14 protein-coding genes and 1 tRNA gene are annotated in these 17,604 nt (G+C 62.0%); 6 read left to right on the plus strand and 9 right to left on the minus strand.

Features of this window, described 5'->3' with window-relative positions:
• Nucleotides 1-22: 22 nt before the first annotated feature.
• From FYJ85_RS01475 to thiL, 6 genes are all read right to left on the minus strand, one after another.
• Nucleotides 23-250 carry a large ribosomal subunit protein bL28 gene (locus FYJ85_RS01475; RefSeq protein ID WP_106053234.1) on the minus strand — a complete coding sequence of 76 codons (228 nt, stop codon included), beginning with the start codon at nt 248-250 and terminating at the stop codon, nt 23-25.
• Nucleotides 251-329: 79 nt separating this feature from the next.
• Nucleotides 330-405: transfer RNA gene (locus FYJ85_RS01480), tRNA-Lys, on the minus strand.
• A gap of 521 nt (nt 406-926) precedes the next feature.
• The gene (locus FYJ85_RS01485) at nt 927-2,684 is read right to left on the minus strand and encodes an ArsB/NhaD family transporter (RefSeq protein ID WP_106053236.1); all 1,758 of its coding nucleotides are present in this window, start codon (nt 2,682-2,684) and stop codon (nt 927-929) included.
• 70 nt (nt 2,685-2,754) lie between these two features.
• The gene (locus FYJ85_RS01490; protein WP_154416765.1) at nt 2,755-3,498 is read right to left on the minus strand and encodes a CPBP family intramembrane glutamic endopeptidase; all 744 of its coding nucleotides are present in this window, start codon (nt 3,496-3,498) and stop codon (nt 2,755-2,757) included.
• A gap of 2 nt (nt 3,499-3,500) precedes the next feature.
• Nucleotides 3,501-3,941 (minus strand): tRNA (adenosine(37)-N6)-threonylcarbamoyltransferase complex ATPase subunit type 1 TsaE, encoded by a 441-nt coding sequence (gene tsaE / locus FYJ85_RS01495; RefSeq protein ID WP_106053238.1) that lies wholly within the window; start codon nt 3,939-3,941, stop codon nt 3,501-3,503.
• Nucleotides 3,931-4,818, minus strand: a complete 888-nt coding sequence (gene thiL / locus FYJ85_RS01500) for a thiamine-phosphate kinase (protein WP_154416766.1) — start codon at nt 4,816-4,818, stop codon at nt 3,931-3,933. The genes tsaE and thiL overlap by 11 nt, the downstream gene beginning before the upstream one ends.
• Nucleotides 4,819-4,905: 87 nt before the next feature.
• Between thiL and asnB the strand changes: the two genes are divergently transcribed.
• The 6 genes from asnB (at nt 4,906) to FYJ85_RS01530 (ending at nt 14,382) form a co-directional block, all read left to right on the plus strand.
• Nucleotides 4,906-6,831 carry an asparagine synthase (glutamine-hydrolyzing) gene (asnB, locus tag FYJ85_RS01505; RefSeq protein WP_154416767.1) on the plus strand — a complete coding sequence of 642 codons (1,926 nt, stop codon included), beginning with the start codon at nt 4,906-4,908 and terminating at the stop codon, nt 6,829-6,831.
• A 12-nt stretch (nt 6,832-6,843) separates the two neighbouring features.
• A complete protein-coding gene (gene trxB / locus FYJ85_RS01510) occupies nt 6,844-7,776 on the plus strand; it encodes a thioredoxin-disulfide reductase (RefSeq protein WP_106053241.1) in 933 nt (310 codons plus the stop codon).
• Between the two features lie 519 nt (nt 7,777-8,295).
• Nucleotides 8,296-9,351, plus strand: a complete 1,056-nt coding sequence (locus tag FYJ85_RS01515; RefSeq protein ID WP_154416768.1) for a GntR family transcriptional regulator — start codon at nt 8,296-8,298, stop codon at nt 9,349-9,351.
• 527 nt (nt 9,352-9,878) lie between these two features.
• On the plus strand, nt 9,879-10,643 hold the full coding sequence (locus tag FYJ85_RS01520; RefSeq protein ID WP_154416769.1) for a type II secretion system protein: 765 nt from the start codon (nt 9,879-9,881) through the stop codon (nt 10,641-10,643).
• 11 nt (nt 10,644-10,654) lie between these two features.
• A complete protein-coding gene (locus tag FYJ85_RS01525; RefSeq protein ID WP_206212917.1) occupies nt 10,655-12,910 on the plus strand; it encodes a DUF4838 domain-containing protein in 2,256 nt (751 codons plus the stop codon).
• Nucleotides 12,907-14,382 (plus strand): extracellular solute-binding protein, encoded by a 1,476-nt coding sequence (locus FYJ85_RS01530; protein ID WP_206212918.1) that lies wholly within the window; start codon nt 12,907-12,909, stop codon nt 14,380-14,382. Before FYJ85_RS01525 ends, FYJ85_RS01530 begins: the two co-directional genes overlap by 4 nt.
• A 114-nt stretch (nt 14,383-14,496) precedes the next feature.
• Here the strand turns inward: FYJ85_RS01530 and FYJ85_RS01535 are convergent, their stop codons facing one another.
• From FYJ85_RS01535 to FYJ85_RS01545, 3 genes are all read right to left on the minus strand, one after another.
• Nucleotides 14,497-15,663 (minus strand): cation diffusion facilitator family transporter, encoded by a 1,167-nt coding sequence (locus tag FYJ85_RS01535; RefSeq protein ID WP_106053245.1) that lies wholly within the window; start codon nt 15,661-15,663, stop codon nt 14,497-14,499.
• A 25-nt stretch (nt 15,664-15,688) separates the two neighbouring features.
• Entirely contained in the window at nt 15,689-16,795 is a 1,107-nt protein-coding gene (locus FYJ85_RS01540; RefSeq protein ID WP_106053246.1) for a zinc-dependent alcohol dehydrogenase, read from the minus strand.
• Nucleotides 16,796-16,993: 198 nt separating this feature from the next.
• Nucleotides 16,994-17,506: a carbohydrate binding domain-containing protein gene (locus FYJ85_RS01545; RefSeq protein WP_106053247.1), complete on the minus strand. Its 513-nt coding sequence runs from the start codon at nt 17,504-17,506 to the stop codon at nt 16,994-16,996.
• Nucleotides 17,507-17,604: the final 98 nt, after the last annotated feature.

Below are 17,604 nucleotides of genomic sequence, written 5' to 3' on the forward strand. Positions count from 1 at the left end.
ATACGGCTCCGGGAGCCGGGAATTACGCCTTGTCGAAGTTGCCGGTGCGGATGCAGCGCACGCACATCTTGACGGTCTTGACCGTTCCGCCGGCATTGATTTTGACGTTCTGGAGGTTCGCTTCGAAGGTACGCTTCACGTTCTTGACCACGTGCATACCGATGCCGCCGGCTTTCTTGGCCAGACCCTTGCGGGTAATGCAGCCGCCGTTGGCCTTGGTCTTCCCGCACATTTCGCAGACTTTGCTCATTTTGTTCCTCATTTCCCCGGCGCATCCGAACAACGGCCGGCCGGCTTCTATCGTTAAACCAAACTTATTTCAATAAAAATGGTGGGTTGACCGGGACTCGAACCCGGGACCACCGCCTTAAAAGGGCGATGCTCTACCGACTGAGCTATCAACCCACCGGAAAATAACCGATGGCAACAGCTTCTTAAGATACCGCGTCTTTCTGTTTTTTCAAATGTTTTTTCGGATTTTTTCCAAAAAATTTGCCCGTGCCGCACTCCGGCTGAACTTTTCCGCTGCTCCGGCTTGATTTCCGCCGGAACCGGTGTATAGTGAATACCAGAAGGCAGGTCATACTCGGAATAGTATCAGCATCGGGCTCTCTTTTGAGCTTATTGTACACGGTAAACACGAGTGAATACAACCTGCCTTCTTTTTCATCGTCTTTCCGGATCTCCCGCTTGCGCCGGCCATCCATTCCGCCCTTGATTTTCCCGGAAAACCGTATATAGTGAATACCAGAAGGCGGGTCATACTCGGAATAGTATCAGCATCGGGCTCTCTTTTGAGCTTATCGCACACTGCAAATCGAGTGAATACAACCCGCCTTCTTTTTATTCCGGAGATTTCGAAACGGCATTCCCGACGGCGGCGCTTCCGGCAACAGCCGCAGGGGAGCCCGCGCCGGAGCAGCCGTTCACTTCACGCCGGAGATCTCGCTCACGTACAGCACGGACTCCTGATCCGGCGTACGGCCGCTGTACAGCCTGCCGCGGAAAACGCCGGATTCTCCGGGCTGAATGCCGCTTTTGCCGATCCAGGCGGACGGAACGACGGCAACCAGCCGAACCGGACTTCCGCCCTTCTCCGGGTCGAGACGGAACGCCAGCGTGTCGCTCATCACCACCTCGAACTCATCCGGCGCCGTCGCGGGAGAGCCGTACACGGCGGAGATTTCGACCTCCTTGCCGTCGAAGTTCCCGGCAAGCTGTTCGAACCCCACCCGCGAAACCCGGTCCGGCATGAACGGCGAAGTGACCACCAGCCCGATCCAGACCACGCCGCCGGCCAGCAGCGCCGAGAGCGCGCCGACCTTCAGCCAGGCGAAGAAGCCCATCTGATGCGGCGCTTTCTTCTCCAGCATGCCGAGCGCCACGATGTTCGCGGTGCTGCCGATCATCGTGATATTGCCGCCGATGCAGGCGCCGAAAAGCAGCGCCCACCAGAGCGGGAACGCCTTGACCGAAACCGAAAGCTGCTCGATGACCGGGCAGAACGCCGCAACGAAAATCACATTGTCCACAAACGCCGAGCCGATCGCGCTGGTCGCGAGGATGAACGGAATCAGCAGCATCGGGCTGCCGCCGCAGACGCTCGTGAAGTAATCGGCCATGACCCGGTCGACATGCGTATGTTCGAGCGTCCCGGCAATCGCAAAGAGCAGCATGAAAAAGAGCAGCGTCCACCAGTCCACTTCGCGTTCGACGTAATGCCGCGCGCGGTCCGGCCGCAAAATCATGACCAGCCCGGCGCAGACCAGCGGAGCCACCAGCAGCACGCTGTTCCGCCCGAGTCCGAGCAGCGTTTCGAGCTGATGGTGCGATGCGATCGCCAGAATCGTGAAAATCAGCAGCGCGAGTCCGCGCCTGTACGGAACGTCCACCACCGGAGCCAGAGAAAGGTTCCGGCTCAGCCGCTCCTGCAAATTGACGTCGAACTGCCGCAGCTCCTTCCGGTAGAAATAGAGCAGAAACAGCACCGTCACCCCCAGCGCGACGAGCATGAGCGGGAACGACCAGAGCATGAAGTCCCCGAAGGTCAGCCCGCCCTTCGTGCCGATATAAATTCCGACCGGATTGCCCATCATGGTCCCGGCCGAGCCGACGTTCGTGGCCAGCACCGCAATCAGGATATACGGCGTAGGATTCAGCTTCAGCCGGTCGCAGACCTGAAAAATCAGCGTGGAAATGAAGATGATCGACGTCACCTCGTCCACCGCGCACGCCAGCAGCGCCGAGGCGACCGCGGTCACCGCAATGAATTTCCTGCCGGAAATATTCGGCATCGAAACGATCAGCTGCACGACCCAGGTGAAAAAGCCGAGGTCGCGCAGCGCGCCGACCACGATCATCATGCCGACCAGGAACAGGATGACCTCAAGCGCCGAGGACTGCACGAACTGGGCGATCGAAAGCGAATTCGTACAGATCAGCACCGCAAGCCCGAGAAAGGCGATCGCCAGGCGGAAGCCCCAGAAGAAAAGCGTGCCCATGATGATCGCGAGAAACACGCCGACCGCCGTCGCCTGATGCGCCTCCAATACCGTCGCGCCGCCGGCGGCTCCCACGCCGATGCTCACCAGAAGAAGTATGGCGAAACGGCTCATCATCGTTTTCGGCGACAGGGCGGCGGAACTCTCTTCTCCATGCATGGGGACCATCCTTTCCGTATTCATTGGCGGGAAAACTCCGGTTCAACGGTAATATAACCGCAATTCGTCCAAACGCAAATCTCCGCGCCGCTTCTCACTCCGGGAGATAACCGTGCACTTCCAGCAGCGTGCCGACGAAGGCGAAGAGGTTCACGAAAGCGTGCATCAGCATCGAGGCGGCCAGATTGCGCCGCCAGAGATAGACGAGCTGGAAGGCGACCCCCATCAGGAACAGGCTCGGCGCTCCGAGCAGAAACAGGTGCGCGGCGGAGAAAAGGGCGGCGCCTCCCGCAACCGCCGCCCAGGCGCCGAGCGGCCGGAGCAGCCCGAAGAGCAGCCGGCGGAAAAAGATCTCCTCGCAGACCGGAACCACGATGATGACGCAGACCCCCATCCCGACGAGCACCGGCAAAGAGGCGTCCGCCACGGCGACCAGCAGATCCTGCTTTTCCTGAAAATCGATGTCGAGCGATTCGAGCAGCATCTGCCAGAGAGCGGCGGCAACGGAACTGACCGGCAGAAGCGCCGCAAGCCCGATCAGCGCAGCACGGAAATCCCGCCATTTCGGCGGGCGGAGTCCGAGCTTGCCGCAAAGCCGCCCGGGCGGCGGCCAGACGCCGGCGATCAGCAGCAGCGCCGGCAATTCCACACACTGTCCGGCCATGGTCAGCATCATGACGGCCGGCTGCCCGAGCTTCAGGACGCCCCCGATCACGGCGCCGACGGTGGCGCCGAGCATCGCCGCTCCGAAGCTGCCGAACAGGGCGAACAGCAGCAGCGGCCAGGGAAGTTCCGACCGCCAGGGAATTCTCGTGAAACGGCGTCCGATACCGGTCAAACTCAGCTCTCCTGTTTCAGGATGATTTCCCGCTCCGTATCCGAAAGATGGCGGATTTCGATCCGCAGCGCGGAGTCGGGCAGAATATCCGCGATCCGTTCCGGCCACTCCACGAGCGCCGTCGATTCGGGATCGTCGAGAAACTCGTCCACGCCGAACGCCAGCGCCGACGCGGAGTTTTCGATCCGGTAAAGGTCGAGGTGGTAGAGCATCCCCCGCCGCCCCGGCAGCGGATACTCCTGCACAATCGTGTAGGTCGGGCTCGACACCGGCTCGGTGATGCCCAGCCCGCGCGCGAAGCCGCGCGAAAAGACCGTTTTGCCCGCTCCGAGATCGCCGTCGAGCGCCAGCACGCTGCCGGGCGGGAGCTCCCGCGCCAGCGCCGCGGCGAACGCTTCGGTCTCCTGTTCGGAGCGGCTGATGATTTTCCGTTCAATGTTCATAACCGCACTTTCCATTCCGTAACAACGACCGGCCGGAACAGTCGCAGACATCGGGCTCGCCCGGCTCCGCGACCCCGATCCGGGTCAATTTTGTCAGCTTCCACACCTGCTTCAGCTCCTCCTCGCGGCCGGGCGGAACGGTGAACAGCAGCTCATAATCCTCCCCGTCGGACAAAGCCGACTCCCGCTCCGCACCGGCGCGGAGCGGAACCGCAGCCGGGTCGATGCACAGCCGCAGCCGGGACGCTTTCGCCAGACGCTCCGCATCGAGCAGCAGCCCGTCCGAAATATCCAGCATCGCCGACGCGAAGCCGTTCTCCGCCAGGAACCGCCCCTCCGCGAGACGCGGCTCGAAATCGAGATGGTGACCGCTGGCGAGCGAATTGCCGATCTCTCCGGTCACATACAGCAGGTCGCCCGGCTTCGCTCCGCTGCGCAGCGTGAACGCCGCGGCATCGGCCTCGCCGAGAATCGTCAGCGACGCGACCTCCCCCTCCGCCGGCAGCGACGCGAGGTCCCCGCCGATGACCGACACGCCGAAGCGCTTTCCGGCCTCCGCCGCGCCGCGGCAGAAGGCGAGCACCCACTCCGGGCTGCGGCCGCCCGCCGCCACGCAGAGCAGCGCCCACTTCGGCACGCCGCCCATCGCGGCGATGTCGGAGAGATTCCGGCACATGAGCTTCCGCCCGGCCGCCTCCGGTGAGGTCGTCTCCCGGTAATAGTGAACGCCGCCGACCAGCTGATCGGCGGCGGCGAGCAGAATGCGCCTGCCGCCGCACGCCACGGCCGCGCAGTCGTCCCCCGGACCGGCCACGACATCTTCGGCCTGCGGCAGGGACGGCAGGAGCTGTTTCAGGATGTTCAATTCGTCGAGCATGGAATTCAATATACCCCTTCAAAAAAGAGAAGTCAACTTGAAAAGGGCTCCTTTCCCGGGTATATTAATCAAACGGAGAAAATTTGCTTGATCCACCAGAAAGTCGGGGTTGCCATGTGCGGAATTGCCGGAATCATCAATCACCACGCCGATCCGGCAGCAGGTGAAATCATCGCCGCAATGAACGAGTGCCAGATCCACCGGGGCCCGGACGGAGCGGGAACTTATCTCGACAACGATGTGGCCCTCGGTCACCGCCGCCTTTCGATCATCGACCTCGAAAAAGGCGGCCAGCCGATCTCGAACGAGGACGGCAGCGTCATCGCCGTCTTCAACGGCGAAATCTACAACTACCGCAAGCTGCGCGAAGAGCTGCTCGGGCGCGGCCACAAATTCCGCTCGGAAAGCGACACAGAGGTGATCGTCCATCTCTACGAGGAGCTCGGCGGCGAATGCGTCCAGATGCTCGAAGGGATGTTCGCCTTCGCCGTATACAGCCGCAAGAGCCGCCGTGTGCTGCTCGGGCGCGACCGCATGGGGCAGAAGCCGCTGCTCTATTTCATGGCCGGCGGCACGCTGGTCTTCGCCAGCGAATTCCCGGCGCTCAAGTGCCACCCGGCCATGCCGTCCGAACTCGACGCAAACGCGGTCAGCGACTATCTTTCGTTTCAATACGTGCCGGGGCCGGGCACCATTTACCGGAACGTCCACAAGCTTGCGCCGGGGCACCAGCTCGAATTCCGGCTCAACGACGGGACGACCTCGATCCGCAGCTACTGGAGGCTCGATTACTCGCTCAAGCTGACCGAGCCGTTCGACGAGGCCGCCCGCGAACTCCGGCGGCTCGTCGAAAAGTCGGTCGAGCGGCGGCTCGCGGCCGATGTGCCGGTCGGAACCTTCCTCTCCGGCGGCCTCGATTCGACCATCGTCACCGCCGTCGCCGCCGAAAAGACGCATCCCGGCAAACTCAACGCCTACACGATCGGTTTCAGCGACGCGACCTATGACGAACGTCCCTATGCGACCAGAGCCGCCGAAGCGATCAACCGCCGGATCGGCGGCGGCCTCGTCCAGCGCGAAGCGGTCGTCGATGCGGAGGACTTCTCCCTCGTCGAAAAGATGGCGGCCCACTGCGGAGAGCCGTACGCCGACGCCTCGATCCTGCCGACCGCGCTGCTGTCGAAATTCGCGGCGTCGGAAATCAAGGTCGCGCTTTCCGGCGACGGCGCCGACGAAATCTTCTGCGGCTACGAGCGTTACCTGGCGGTCCGTTACGCATCGCGGCTCGCGCTGCTGCCGGAGACGCTTTCCGCGCCGCTTTTCAAACTGCTGGCTTCGTTCGTGCCGGACGGCGGCGAACGGACCCGCTCCGGCCGCCTGCGCCGGTTCCTGCGGGCGGCGGCGGCTCCGGCCGACCGCCGGTATTACACGCTGCTGAACCGCTGCGACGCTTCGCTCAAGAGCTCCCTGTTCGGCGAACGGCTGCGCGACGCGGCGAAGCGGGATTCCGCCGAACTTTTCGAATCTCTGCAGTGGTCGCTGACCGGCGCGGACCGGATCGAGCGCCTGTCGGAACTCGATCTGCACACCTACCTGCCCGGCGACATCCTGCCGAAAGTGGATATCGCGTCGATGGCTTCGTCACTTGAAGTGCGTTCCCCGTTCCTCGACCGCGAGGTGCTTGAATTCGCGGCGCGGCTGCCGCTGTCGTACAAACTGCACGGCTCCAGGCGCAAGCACATTCTCGCGGAAGCCTTCCGGGACCTGGTGCCGCATGAAATTTCCGCGCGCCCCAAAAAGGGGTTCGGTGTGCCGGTCGCCTCGTATCTGCGCAAAGAGTGGCACAACCTGGCCGAACAGGCGCTGTTCGAAGGACAGCTCGTCCGCAGCGGCTGCTTCCAGGCCCCGGCCATCCGGAAAATCTGGAGCGAGCACCAGTCCGGAAGGCGCGATCACAGTTACCAGCTGTGGAGCCTCTTGCTCTTTTCCCTGTTTCTGGACCGTAACCGATAGAGGAGGTTTGTCATGAAGAAAGAAAAAGTCGTCATCATCGGCAGCGGGCCGGCCGGCTACACGGCCGCCATCTACACCGCCCGCGCCAACCTGAAGCCGCTCGTCATCGCCGGGACGCTTCCGGGCGGGCTGCTGACCCAGACCACCCACGTCGAGAATTTTCCGGGATTTCCGGACGGCGTGACCGGGTTCGATCTCGTCATGGGCATGCAGCAGCAGGCCGAACGTTTCGGGGCCCGGATCGAATACGACGAGGTCCAGGAGCTCTCCCTGACCGACGGAGGCTGCCAGACCGTCCGCCTCGCCTCCGGCGACACCATCGAAGCCGAAGCCCTCATTCTGGCCACAGGCGCAAGTCCGCGCTATCTCGGCATTCCGTCCGAAGAGCGGCTCCGGAACAAGGGGGTCTCCGCCTGCGCGACCTGCGACGGCGCATTTTACCAGAACGTTCCGGTCGCCGTCCTCGGCGGCGGCGATTCCGCCATGGAAGAGGCGCTCTTCCTGACCCGTTTTGCCAGCAAGGTCTATGTGGTGCACCGCCGCGACGAGCTGCGCGCCTCGCGCATCATGGCGGAGCGCGCCATGAACGACCCGAAGATCGAGTTCGTCTGGTCCGGCGTCGTCGAAGAGGTTCTGGGCGAAAGCAAGGTCGAAGGGCTGCGGGTCAGGAACGTCAAGACCGGCGAGACATTCGTCATCGACTGCCGGGCCGTCTTCGTCGCCCTCGGCCACGTGCCGAACACCGCGCTCTTCAAGCAGTTCATCGACACCGATGAAACCGGCTACGTGATCCTGAACGACCGTTCTTCGAAGACGAAGCTCGGCGGAGTCTTCGTCGCCGGCGACTGCGCCGACCGCAACTACCGGCAGGCGATCACCGCCGCCGGCATGGGCTGCCAGGCCGGCATTGACGCCGAGCGCTATCTCGAGTGCCGGCACGAATAACCCGGCAGCGGCGTCGGCTCCGGATATTGTGCCCAAACGCGAAAAGCAGCGGCAGGACCCTGAAGCAGAAAGAAGGAAGTTCCCCGCCCCTGGAAACCGAAGTGCCCCGGGGTTCGGGGTCATTCGGCTCTGAACTCCGGAATTCTCAAGGGCGCGGACCTCTGAACAAAATGTGAAACGGCGCTTCGCGTTTCGACTGTTCCACGCCCGGTTTCATAACCGAATTCCGTAAGAGCTGCATCGCGTCCCGGAGGACAGGGTACGTCCCCTCTTGAATAAAAAAATGCAGACGGTAACGGAAAGTTACCGGGCGATGTTTTTAATTTATTTATACTCAACAGATTCCTCTGATTTCAGCGATCTTCATGCAATTTCCGGTTCAACTGAGTGATGCATTGACATCATCCACAAAAAAATGAATTTTTTTCGATTTGCTCTTGACATCCGGCTTCGAATCGATCATAATTAAACTGTAAACCGTTTTTAGTTTAACAGAAAAAATTCGGAGGCGGGAGAACAATGGCCGGAGTCAAAACGGGGCTGGTGAAACAGGCGCTGGTCCGCTACATTCGGGAAAGGGAGCTGCGACGGGGGGACCGGCTGCCGCCGCAGGGAACGCTGCGCAAAAGCCTCGGCTTCGGGACGGCGACGATCGCGGCCGCGATCCATGAGCTGAAGGAGGATCAGGTGCTCGAGGTGCGTGACAAGATCGGCGTTTTCGTTGTGAATCCGGAAGCGGACGGACACACCGGCCGGGTCATCGGGCTGGCCGTCAACGCGCTTGAAGTCAGCGCGTTCCGCAGCTGCCTGTCGAATCTTCTGCTGATCCAGCTGGCGGAACGCGGCTGGCAGGTGCGGCCGTTCTTCTGCATGAATCCGGACCTGAGCGGCAAACTCGACCTGGCCTCTTTCCCGGGTTTGCGGCGAACGGTCGAACAGGGAGGAATCGAAGCGCTGATCTCACTCGGGGATTTCTCGGATGAATCGATGCGTTATTTTCAGTCGAAACAGCTGCCGACGCTGTTCATCGGCAGTCTCGAACGCAGCGGCGAACGGGTTTATATCGACATGGAGTCCTACATGCACGAGGCGCTCGCAAAGCTGAAGGAACGCGGCTGCCGCCGTCCGGCCGCGCTGATTTCGAAGGGACTCGAGCCGTTGCGGAAGCGCTTCTTCACGGACCTGAACGGATTTCCGCAGACGGAACATCCGGAGATGCTCTTCCTGAGCGGCAATTTCGTGCCGGACGGCGCAGAGGCGGCCCGGCGGCTGCTCGCCGAAGTTCCGGAACTCCGTCCCGACGGCGTGGTGATCTTCGACGATACGCTGGCCAGCAGCTTTACGGCGGAGCTCTACCGCTCCGGCTCCGGCTACCGGCCGCGCCTCGCCATTCTGCGCAACCTGCAAAACCCGATGGACTTCGCAACCGTCGACCCGGTCATTTTCACGGTCGACCTGAACGAACTCGCCGCCGCCGCCGCCCGGCTGCTCTGGAAGCGCTTCCACGGAGACACAACTCCGATGCTCCATCCCTACGTTCCGGTCCACACCAACCCCATGGAGGTTTTCTCATGAAACGTTTCCGCTTCACTCTGATCGAGGTGCCGATGAATATGTCACAACATAACCGTAATTCCGCATAATACCGGGTATGTGAAGTTTCCGTATGCGGCTTGCCATGATATAACTCCTTTTCGTTGAATGAATTTATTCGGCCTCTGGCGGCAGAATTGTTCTGTTTGCTCTTCCTGGTTTCGTCCGTCTTCATTGCCGTGGGATTCGCGGGGGAAATACATTTCCCCCGCACCCCCATTTCTTACTCTGTGCCGGGCTTTCATTTCCCGTGGGTTGCGCCCTTCCCGCCCGCGGCGGAGGACTTTGTCCTCCTTACTTGTCCGCCTGCGGCGGCCAACTCTTCACCGCCCGCTTCGCGGGCTGCGGCAGAGGGCCTTCGCTCCGCTGCGTTCACCTTCGTCGCACCTGCTCCTCGCTGCCCGCTTCGGCTGCCGCCGAACCGTGCAGTCCGTTCACATCCGCTGCGCGGCGCATACCGCGCTTTTTTGCCGGGCGGCAATGCTGTTTTGTTTCACATACCCGGTATTATGCGCAAATCGTTCACTCTGATCGAACTTCTAGTGGTTATTGCCATCATCGCGATCCTGGCCAGCATGCTGCTGCCCGCGCTGAACCAGGCGCGGGAGCGCGGCAGGAACACGACCTGCAAAAGCAATCTCAAGCAACTGGGCCTGGCCTTTGCCATGTATGCCGGCGACAACAACGACTGGTGCGTGATGGGCAACGCGCAGAACAACCGCTGGGGCGTGCGGACCTGGCCGAAGCGGCTCATCGAAGGCAATTACATCTCCGGCATCCGCAACACCTTCTGCCCGAGCGACAAACTGACCGCCTCCCGGGAACAGGCCAGGAAAAACGTGCTGGCCGGCGATCTCGGGGATTACGACCACAGCGTCAAAAATTCCGTCAGCTACGGGCTGAACATTTATTCCCTCGGCGACTACCCGGGCTCGCCGAACCTGCCGCCGCAGAAATTGACGTCGCTGTACAATTTCCGGGAACGTTCGCCCGATCTCATCATGTTCATCGACGCCGACCGCTGGATCGCGGGCTTCGGCGGAGACGTGGTCGAAACCGGCGGCTACGGCATCATTCCGCGCCACGCCAACCGGGCCAACCTTGTCGCCCTGGGCGGACATGTGACGGAGCTGACGTCAACCAAGAACTTCAGTGACGACGATCTCGTCCTCAACGCCATCCGCGGAGCCTGGCGGAGCGACGGCAACACGCTGCGGCGCTATGCCGACCCGTACATCAAAGGTACCGCCGGTTTGAAAAAATGTTACTGGTAAAGGGAAAAGTCATGAAATGGAAGCTGATGATACTGCCGGCGCTCCTTCTGCCGGTACTGGCGGCGGCGGCTCCGAAACTGGTCGAAAACGGGCGTTCCGACTATGCGATCGTCCTGCCGCAATCGGCGATTCTGCCGGAAGAGACAGCCGCAAAGGAACTGCAGTCGATGCTGAAACGCATCTCCGGCGCAGAACTGCCGATCGTCCGGGACGAAACCTACGCGGGCAAAGCGATCCTGCTCGGCCGGAGCGACCGGACCGCGCAGCTGCTCGGCGTCGATTTCCGGGAACTCCGTCCCGACGAAATCCTGCTGAAGCAGTGCGGCGACGACCTTGTCCTCTCCGGAGACCGGCCGCGCGGCACCCTCTATGCGGTATATGAATTCCTCGAAGAACTCGGCGTGCGCCGCTGGACCTTCCGGGATGAAGAGATCCCGCACCTTGCGACGATCGGGCTGCCGCCCCGCGACTGCCGGTATGCGCCGCCGTTCGAAGGGCGCGACCGGCTCGGCGGCACCAACGGAACCTATGGGGCCTGGATGCGGGTCAACGGCCACTACCTGAACGTGCCGGAGTCGCACGGCGGCGTGATCAGGCTGATCGGCTGGTGCCATACCTTCGGCGAAATGATTCCGCCGAGGGAGTTTGCGAAAAGCCACCCCGAATATTTCGCGGAGGTGGACGGGAAACGCGGCGTATGGGACGACCGGAACGGCTTTCCGCAGCTCTGCCTCTCGAACCCGGAAGTGCGCCGGATTCTGCGGGAAAAGACGCTGGAACGGCTCCGGAGCGAAAAGAATTCGAGAATCATCTCCGTCTCCCAGAACGATTCGTGGGGAGCAATGGCGGAGAACTACTGCCGCTGCGAAAAATGCGCCGCGCTCGACCAGGCGGAGGGAAGCCCGATGGCGTCGGTTCTGAGCGTCGTCAACGAAGTGGCCGATGCGGTGAAGAAGGAGTTTCCCGGCGTGCTGGTCGAAACCATCGCCTATCACTATACCCGCCGGCCGCCGGCGACGCTCCGGCCGCGCGAAAACGTCATCATCCGATTCTGCACGAGGAACAATTTCCTCTATCCGTGGGATTCCGGGGAGAACGCGGCCGGCAGGGACGAATTTCTCGCCTGGAGCCGGATTGCGCCGAAGCTGTACGTCTGGAATTACACCGCGAATTTCGGAAACACGATGATGCCGCACCCGTCGCTGCGCAACTATGCCGCCGATCTCCGGTTCATGGCGGCAAACAATGTGATCGCCGTGCTTGAGCAGGGCTACGGCCGCGGTCTGACCGGCGACCTGCTTCCGCTGCACAATTACCTGTTGTGCAAACTGATGTGGAATCCGCAGCTGGACCAGGAAAAACTGACCGACGAATTTCTCACCGGATATTACGGCGCCGCGGCTCCGGCTGTCCGGGAATACATGGATGCGAGCTGGGAGCTGTTCCGCCGGCGCGCTCTGAAGCTCGGCGGCAGCATGATCGAAAAAGAGGCGCTTCCGCTGGCGGACCTCTTGGAACTCAAGAGGATTTTCGACCGTGCGGAACAGCTCGTGCAGTCCGATCCGGCCCGGCTGCTGCGGGTCAGGACCGCCGCCATGGTGGTCGACCTGCCGATTCTCCATTCGGCGGAGGCGGCATATGAAAACCGGGAGACCCCGGCCGGCCGCGAGCTGCGTTCCCGGCTCGACCTCCCGGCTCTGGTCCGGAAAACCGCGGAAACCTACCGGAAGCTGGACTGCCGGGATTTCTACCGAGAAAACGGCCGGCTGTCGATCGATTCATATATCGACACCGCCGCCAAACGGGTGACCGGCGACTGGAGCGGCGGCCGCCCGGCTCCCGACATCTGCCGGGATGTCCGTCCGGAGGATTGGCGGCGTTTCGGCCCGGAGTCGTTCGTCTCCTGGGAATGCACGCGGAAACAGGAAGACGGCGCAACCGTCCTGGAGTTCCCCACCCGGAAAAACAACTGGCTGGTCCACTGGAATTACCGTCCGGAATTCGGACTCGACGGTGAATGGCGGGTTTTCGTCGCCCTGCGGACCGAAACCGCCGTGCGGAACGGCAATGCCCTTATGATCGGAAGCAGCGGCTTCGGGCAGCGCCCGGTACGCATCGACGAATGCCGCGGGAAGCAGTTCCGCTGGATCGACTTCGGAGTCCGGAACTTCAAGGGCGGCGGCAGGCTGGTCTTCGCGCCCAGCGGAATCGACCAGAAACTCGAAATCCGCGAAATCGTCCTGGTGCGGGAGAACCGTTCGAAATGAAACGCCTGTTTGCCGGAATCGCCGTCCTGCTGGCGCTTGCGTCGGCAGCCACCGTCATGAGCCTGCGCAGCCGCTCCGGCCGGCCGGAGATCGTCTGGACGGCGGGATTGTCGCAGGACCGGGTCGAGCAGGCCGCCCTGTTCCATGAATGGCTGCGGAACGAAGGATATGTCGACGAAAACGGCGAGCTCCTGTTCACGCTGCGGCTCGAGGCGGCCGACAACCAGAGCACGCTGATCCAGGCGGTCTCCGGCGTGGCCGGCGACCTGATCGACCATGTGCCGGTCAGCCGCTTCGCTCCGATGGGCGTGCTGGAGGACATCACGGAATTCGCGGCGGAGAACGGGCTCGACCCGGCCCGGAACTATCCGGGCGCCGCCTCGCTGCTGACCAGCGGAGGGCGACAGTACGCTTTCCCGTGCAACCTCGCGGCGCGCGGACTGCTGGTCAATCTCGACACCTTCGTCGAATACGGCGTCGAACCGCCGCCGGAAGAGTGGACGCCGGAGGAGTTCGAACGGATCGGCCTCGAATTCACCCGCCGCGCCAACGCCGGAAAAGCACGGCAGGAAGTTTTCTTCGCCGGGCCGATGCCGGGAATGATCCTGCCCCTCGCCCGCAGTCTCGGCGGCGACGTATTCAACGAGACGATGACCGCCTCCGCGCTCGCCTCGCCGGCCTTCGAGAAGGCGCTTTCGCTCTACTGCCGCTGGAGCGGCGAACTGAAGCTGATCCCGGATGCGTCCGACATCGCCTCCGAGAGCGCCGACAGCTCGAGCGCGAACGGCGAAGCGACGCCGCAGCTTATGCGCGGCCGCTACGGCATGATCCTGACCGGCCGCTATGTGAACATGGACCTGCGGCGTTCCCCGCGCGGAACTTTCCGCTACGGTTTCGTGCAATTTCCGGAATACGGGTTCAAAAACACCGAACTGACCGTGCGCTGCACGTCAATCTACAAGGGTTCGAAGCACAAGGAGTTCGCGAAGATTTTCCTGAAATTCCTCGCCGGCCGGGATTATAACGAACTGCTGATCCGCAGTTCGGACGGCCTGCCGCCGAATCCGGCCTGGGCGAAGGAGAATCCGGCGTTCCACACCCCGCCGGAACGGCCGTTCGAGGGGAAGCTCCATACCAATGAGCTCAAATGGGCGCTCGCCATCGGCATCCCGGAAAGCCGGAGCCCGTTCTATCCGCTGAACGACAATAAAATCAATTATGCGCGCCAGAAGGTCGAAAACAAGCTCGCCTCCGTCCCGGAAGCGCTGCGCCTCGCCGCCGATGCGATCGACCACTCCATCCGCGCCGCAGTCGAAGGAACGCCTTCGCTGCGGGAGCCGTACCGGCAGGCATGCGAACTCCAGAAGAAAATCGACGCCAGAAAAGCCGCCGGGGAAAAAATACCGGCGGCATGGATATCGAATCCGTTCTTCCTGAGTTACTACCGGTCAAAGGGAATGCTCGCCGAGTAATTCCCTTCGTTCTTTGCCTTGCGTCCTCGGGCGCCCCGGCACACCCGCGGGCTCCCTCCGCTCCGGAAAGCGAAACCGCCGGGGAGTCAAACAGGAGCCGGGCCGGCATCTCCTTCAGACGAATGCGTGTTCGATGCGGATTGAAACTTTGACCCTCTCGCCATATTTTTCGAGCTCCCGCTGAAACATTTCGCGCAGCTCGGCGGGTTTGGCCGGACAGTCGCGCGGCACAAGCAAATCGAACCGGAGAAGCAGCGAACCGGCGGCATGGCTCATCCGGAAATCGTAGACCTGAAACCGTGCGTCGAAGCCGTGCGCCGTGCCGACCGCGGCGATGCGCCACTTCTTGTACTCCGGGTCATCCTTCTCGAACGGGTCGCAGTGCAGAACCAGGCGCACCGGCAGCGAAAGCGCGACTTCGCGCTCGGTGTTCTCGAGCGAGTCGTGAATGGACACCGGGTCCGCGTCGGAATTCACCTCGGCGTGGGCCGTCGCAAAATAGCGGCCGGGACCGTAATTGTGCATCATGAGGTCGTGAATGCCGCAGATGTCCGGATTCTCAAGCACCTTGTCGACCAGCTTCTCCACAAGCGCACGGTCGGGAGCTTCGCCGAGCAGCGGATTGATCGTGTCGCGGACCACCTTGACGCCGCCGACCACGACCATCGCGGCGACGACGACTCCCGCGATGCCGTCCACCGGAAAGGTCGTCAGCGTGCTTGTATACAGGGAGATCAGCACCACCAGCGTGGTCAGGATGTCGCTCAGGCTGTCGAAGGCCGTCGCGCGCAGCACCGCCGAATCGATCCGCTTCGCGATGTTCCGGTAAAAGAAGAGCATCCAGAGCTTCACAGGGATCGAACAGGCGGCGAAAATAAACAGAACCGGAGACAGATGAACCTCGGCCGGTTCGACGATCCGTTCGACGGAACTCTTGAAGAAGTTGAGCCCGACCGCAATGATGATGACCGCGACCACCAGGCCGGCCACATACTCCATGCGGCCGTGCCCGAACGGGTGCTGGTCGTCGGCGGGCTTGGCCGCGAGGCGCGCCCCGAAGAGCGCGATCACCGAAGAACCCGCGTCGGACAGGTTGTTGACGGCATCCGCCATCACCGCGATGCTGCCGGTCAGCAGACCGACCGACAGCTTCACGGCGAACAACAGAAGGTTGCACACGATCCCGACCGCACCGCCGAGAACACCGTAGGCCTCCCTGACACGCTGGTCGGACGTGCGCCCGGGGTGCTTTACGAACAGACGAATCAGCAGTCCGGTCAAAGCCGCACCCCTTTCCTCACCAGGCTCAGTCGACGATGACCGCGACCTTGATGCCCTGCATGTTCACGTTGACTTCGAGCGCTTCCTGGATGCGGTCGAGCGGAATGTGGTGCGTCACAAGCTTCTCCATCGGCAGGCCGATTCCGGCCGCACGGCGCAGGAACGCGAACGCGGTCGGGTAATCCTGCGGCGAGTAGACCCACGAACCGACCGCCGTAACCTCCTTGTTGCAGAGGTCGTAATGCGGGTCGATCGTGCAGGTTCCGCTCGGCAGGAAGAAGCCGACTTCGCAGAGGCCGCCGCCGCGGCGGACCATCTTCCACGCGTTCGCGGCAGCCGCCGGAACGCCCGTGCACTGAAAGACGAAACCGGCGCCGAGGCCGTCGCTCTCCTTGCGGATTTCAGCGAGCATGTCGTCGAACGAAGCGTATTTCGTGAAATTGAAGGTTGCGGTCGCCCCCATCTCCTTCGCGAGCTCGAGGCGGTTGTCATTGCCGTCGACCGCGATGATCTTGTCGATGCCGAGCGTGCGGAGCACGGCGAGAACCATAAGCCCGATCGGGCCGCAGCCCTGCACGAGAACCTTCGTATTGAAATTCAGCAGCCCGGTCGTCTTGGCACGCTCGACTGCGTGGACGGCGACGGCGGCCGGCTCGATCAGCATGCGCTGGTCGAGCGAAAGACCGGTCACGTTGAAGAAGGTCGAATTCGGGCGGATCTTCAGATATTCGGCATAATAGCCGTTCAGGTGCGTGTCGTCATCCGGGAAAAGGCCGTAGACGCCGCAGTTTTCGCAGAGGTTCGTGCGGGCCGGGGTATTCCGGCAGGCATCGCAGTGGCCGCACGGAATCACGCAGGTCACGATCTTGTCGCCGAGCTTGACCGGGACGCCGGCGGAGTCCTTCGTGATATTTTTGCCGAGCTTGACGATCTCGCCGGAACCTTCATGGCCGAGGACGACCGGGCAGAGGTTGAACGGGTCGCGCTTGTACTCATGCCCGTCGGTACCGCAGACGCCGCACCCTTCGACCTTGATCAGCATTTCATCATCGCCGATCGGCGGAATCGGGAACTCCCGCATTTCGAATTTGCCCGGAGCGACCAGAACGGCAGCTTTGGCAGTTTCTTTCATTTGCTTCACCTCTTTTTTCGATACTTCACACGTTACAAGGCCCAGCGGGCCATCTGTATAAGATAGCGTTTTCCGCCGTTTTTTTCCAGTCGGAAACAGAGGAATTCCGAAAAAAACGGAAAGCCGGAATCCGAAAATGAAAAACAGGCGCCGCCGCGGTTGAAAACGGCGGAGCCTGCAATGCGGCGGCGTCCGGAACTACTTCACTTCATAAAGCTTCGCGCCGCTGATCTCGAATACCGTGCCGGGGGCGGCAAAACCGAGGAACAGGCACGGCATGCGGTACGGTTTCGTGATCTCCTCCTTCGGCGTGAACTGAAGCGAAACCTGCGCCGGTTCGCCCGCCTTGAGGCCCAGTTCCCGATTGACCAGCGAAGAGTACGGCGCGCCGTTCAGCATGATGAAGGTCTGAATATTCACCGCCTTGTTCGCCTTGACCGTCAGGTCGGCCCGGTAGGTTGTCCCGGCCTTCAGCGGCGTCGTGCTGACCGTCCAGAACTGAATGTTCGACGGATTCGTGGCCGGCGTCACATTCCGGACGACCTCGACCGTGAACACGCCGTCTTTGAACGAATTCTTCACGCCCTGGTCCTTGGCCGCATAGACGTAGCGGTCTTTGTCCAAATTCAGCTCGAACTCCTTTACGAGGACATCCTCGGCCGCCGCACCGACGGCAAACGCCATCGCCAACATCGCCAGCATCTTCTTCATTCCGTTTCTCCTTCTGTTCGGGGCGGAACCTCTCCGTCCGCGTTGTTCTGAAATATAACCGTTCCCCGGACGAAAGTCAAGCGCATCAGAATGGGGGG

This window comes from Victivallis lenta (assembly GCF_009695545.1).
Classification (GTDB): domain Bacteria; phylum Verrucomicrobiota; class Lentisphaeria; order Victivallales; family Victivallaceae; genus Victivallis; species Victivallis lenta.

Bases quoted from the DNA above. Each gene is read 5' to 3' on its own strand.
- FYJ85_RS01475 (WP_106053234.1), bottom strand. From the start codon at position 250: ATGAGCAAAGTCTGCGAAATGTGCGGGAAGACCAAGGCCAACGGCGGC.
- FYJ85_RS01485 (WP_106053236.1), bottom strand. From the start codon at position 2,684: ATGAATACGGAAAGGATGGTCCCCATGCATGGAGAAGAGAGTTCCGCC.
- tsaE (WP_106053238.1), bottom strand. From the start codon at position 3,941: ATGAACATTGAACGGAAAATCATCAGCCGCTCCGAACAGGAGACCGAA.
- thiL (WP_154416766.1), bottom strand. From the start codon at position 4,818: ATGCTCGACGAATTGAACATCCTGAAACAGCTCCTGCCGTCCCTGCCG.
- trxB (WP_106053241.1), top strand. From the start codon at position 6,844: ATGAAGAAAGAAAAAGTCGTCATCATCGGCAGCGGGCCGGCCGGCTAC.
- FYJ85_RS01515 (WP_154416768.1), top strand. From the start codon at position 8,296: ATGGCCGGAGTCAAAACGGGGCTGGTGAAACAGGCGCTGGTCCGCTAC.
- FYJ85_RS01520 (WP_154416769.1), top strand. From the start codon at position 9,879: ATGCGCAAATCGTTCACTCTGATCGAACTTCTAGTGGTTATTGCCATC.
- FYJ85_RS01525 (WP_206212917.1), top strand. From the start codon at position 10,655: ATGAAATGGAAGCTGATGATACTGCCGGCGCTCCTTCTGCCGGTACTG.
- FYJ85_RS01530 (WP_206212918.1), top strand. From the start codon at position 12,907: ATGAAACGCCTGTTTGCCGGAATCGCCGTCCTGCTGGCGCTTGCGTCG.
- FYJ85_RS01540 (WP_106053246.1), bottom strand. From the start codon at position 16,795: ATGAAAGAAACTGCCAAAGCTGCCGTTCTGGTCGCTCCGGGCAAATTC.
- FYJ85_RS01545 (WP_106053247.1), bottom strand. From the start codon at position 17,506: ATGAAGAAGATGCTGGCGATGTTGGCGATGGCGTTTGCCGTCGGTGCG.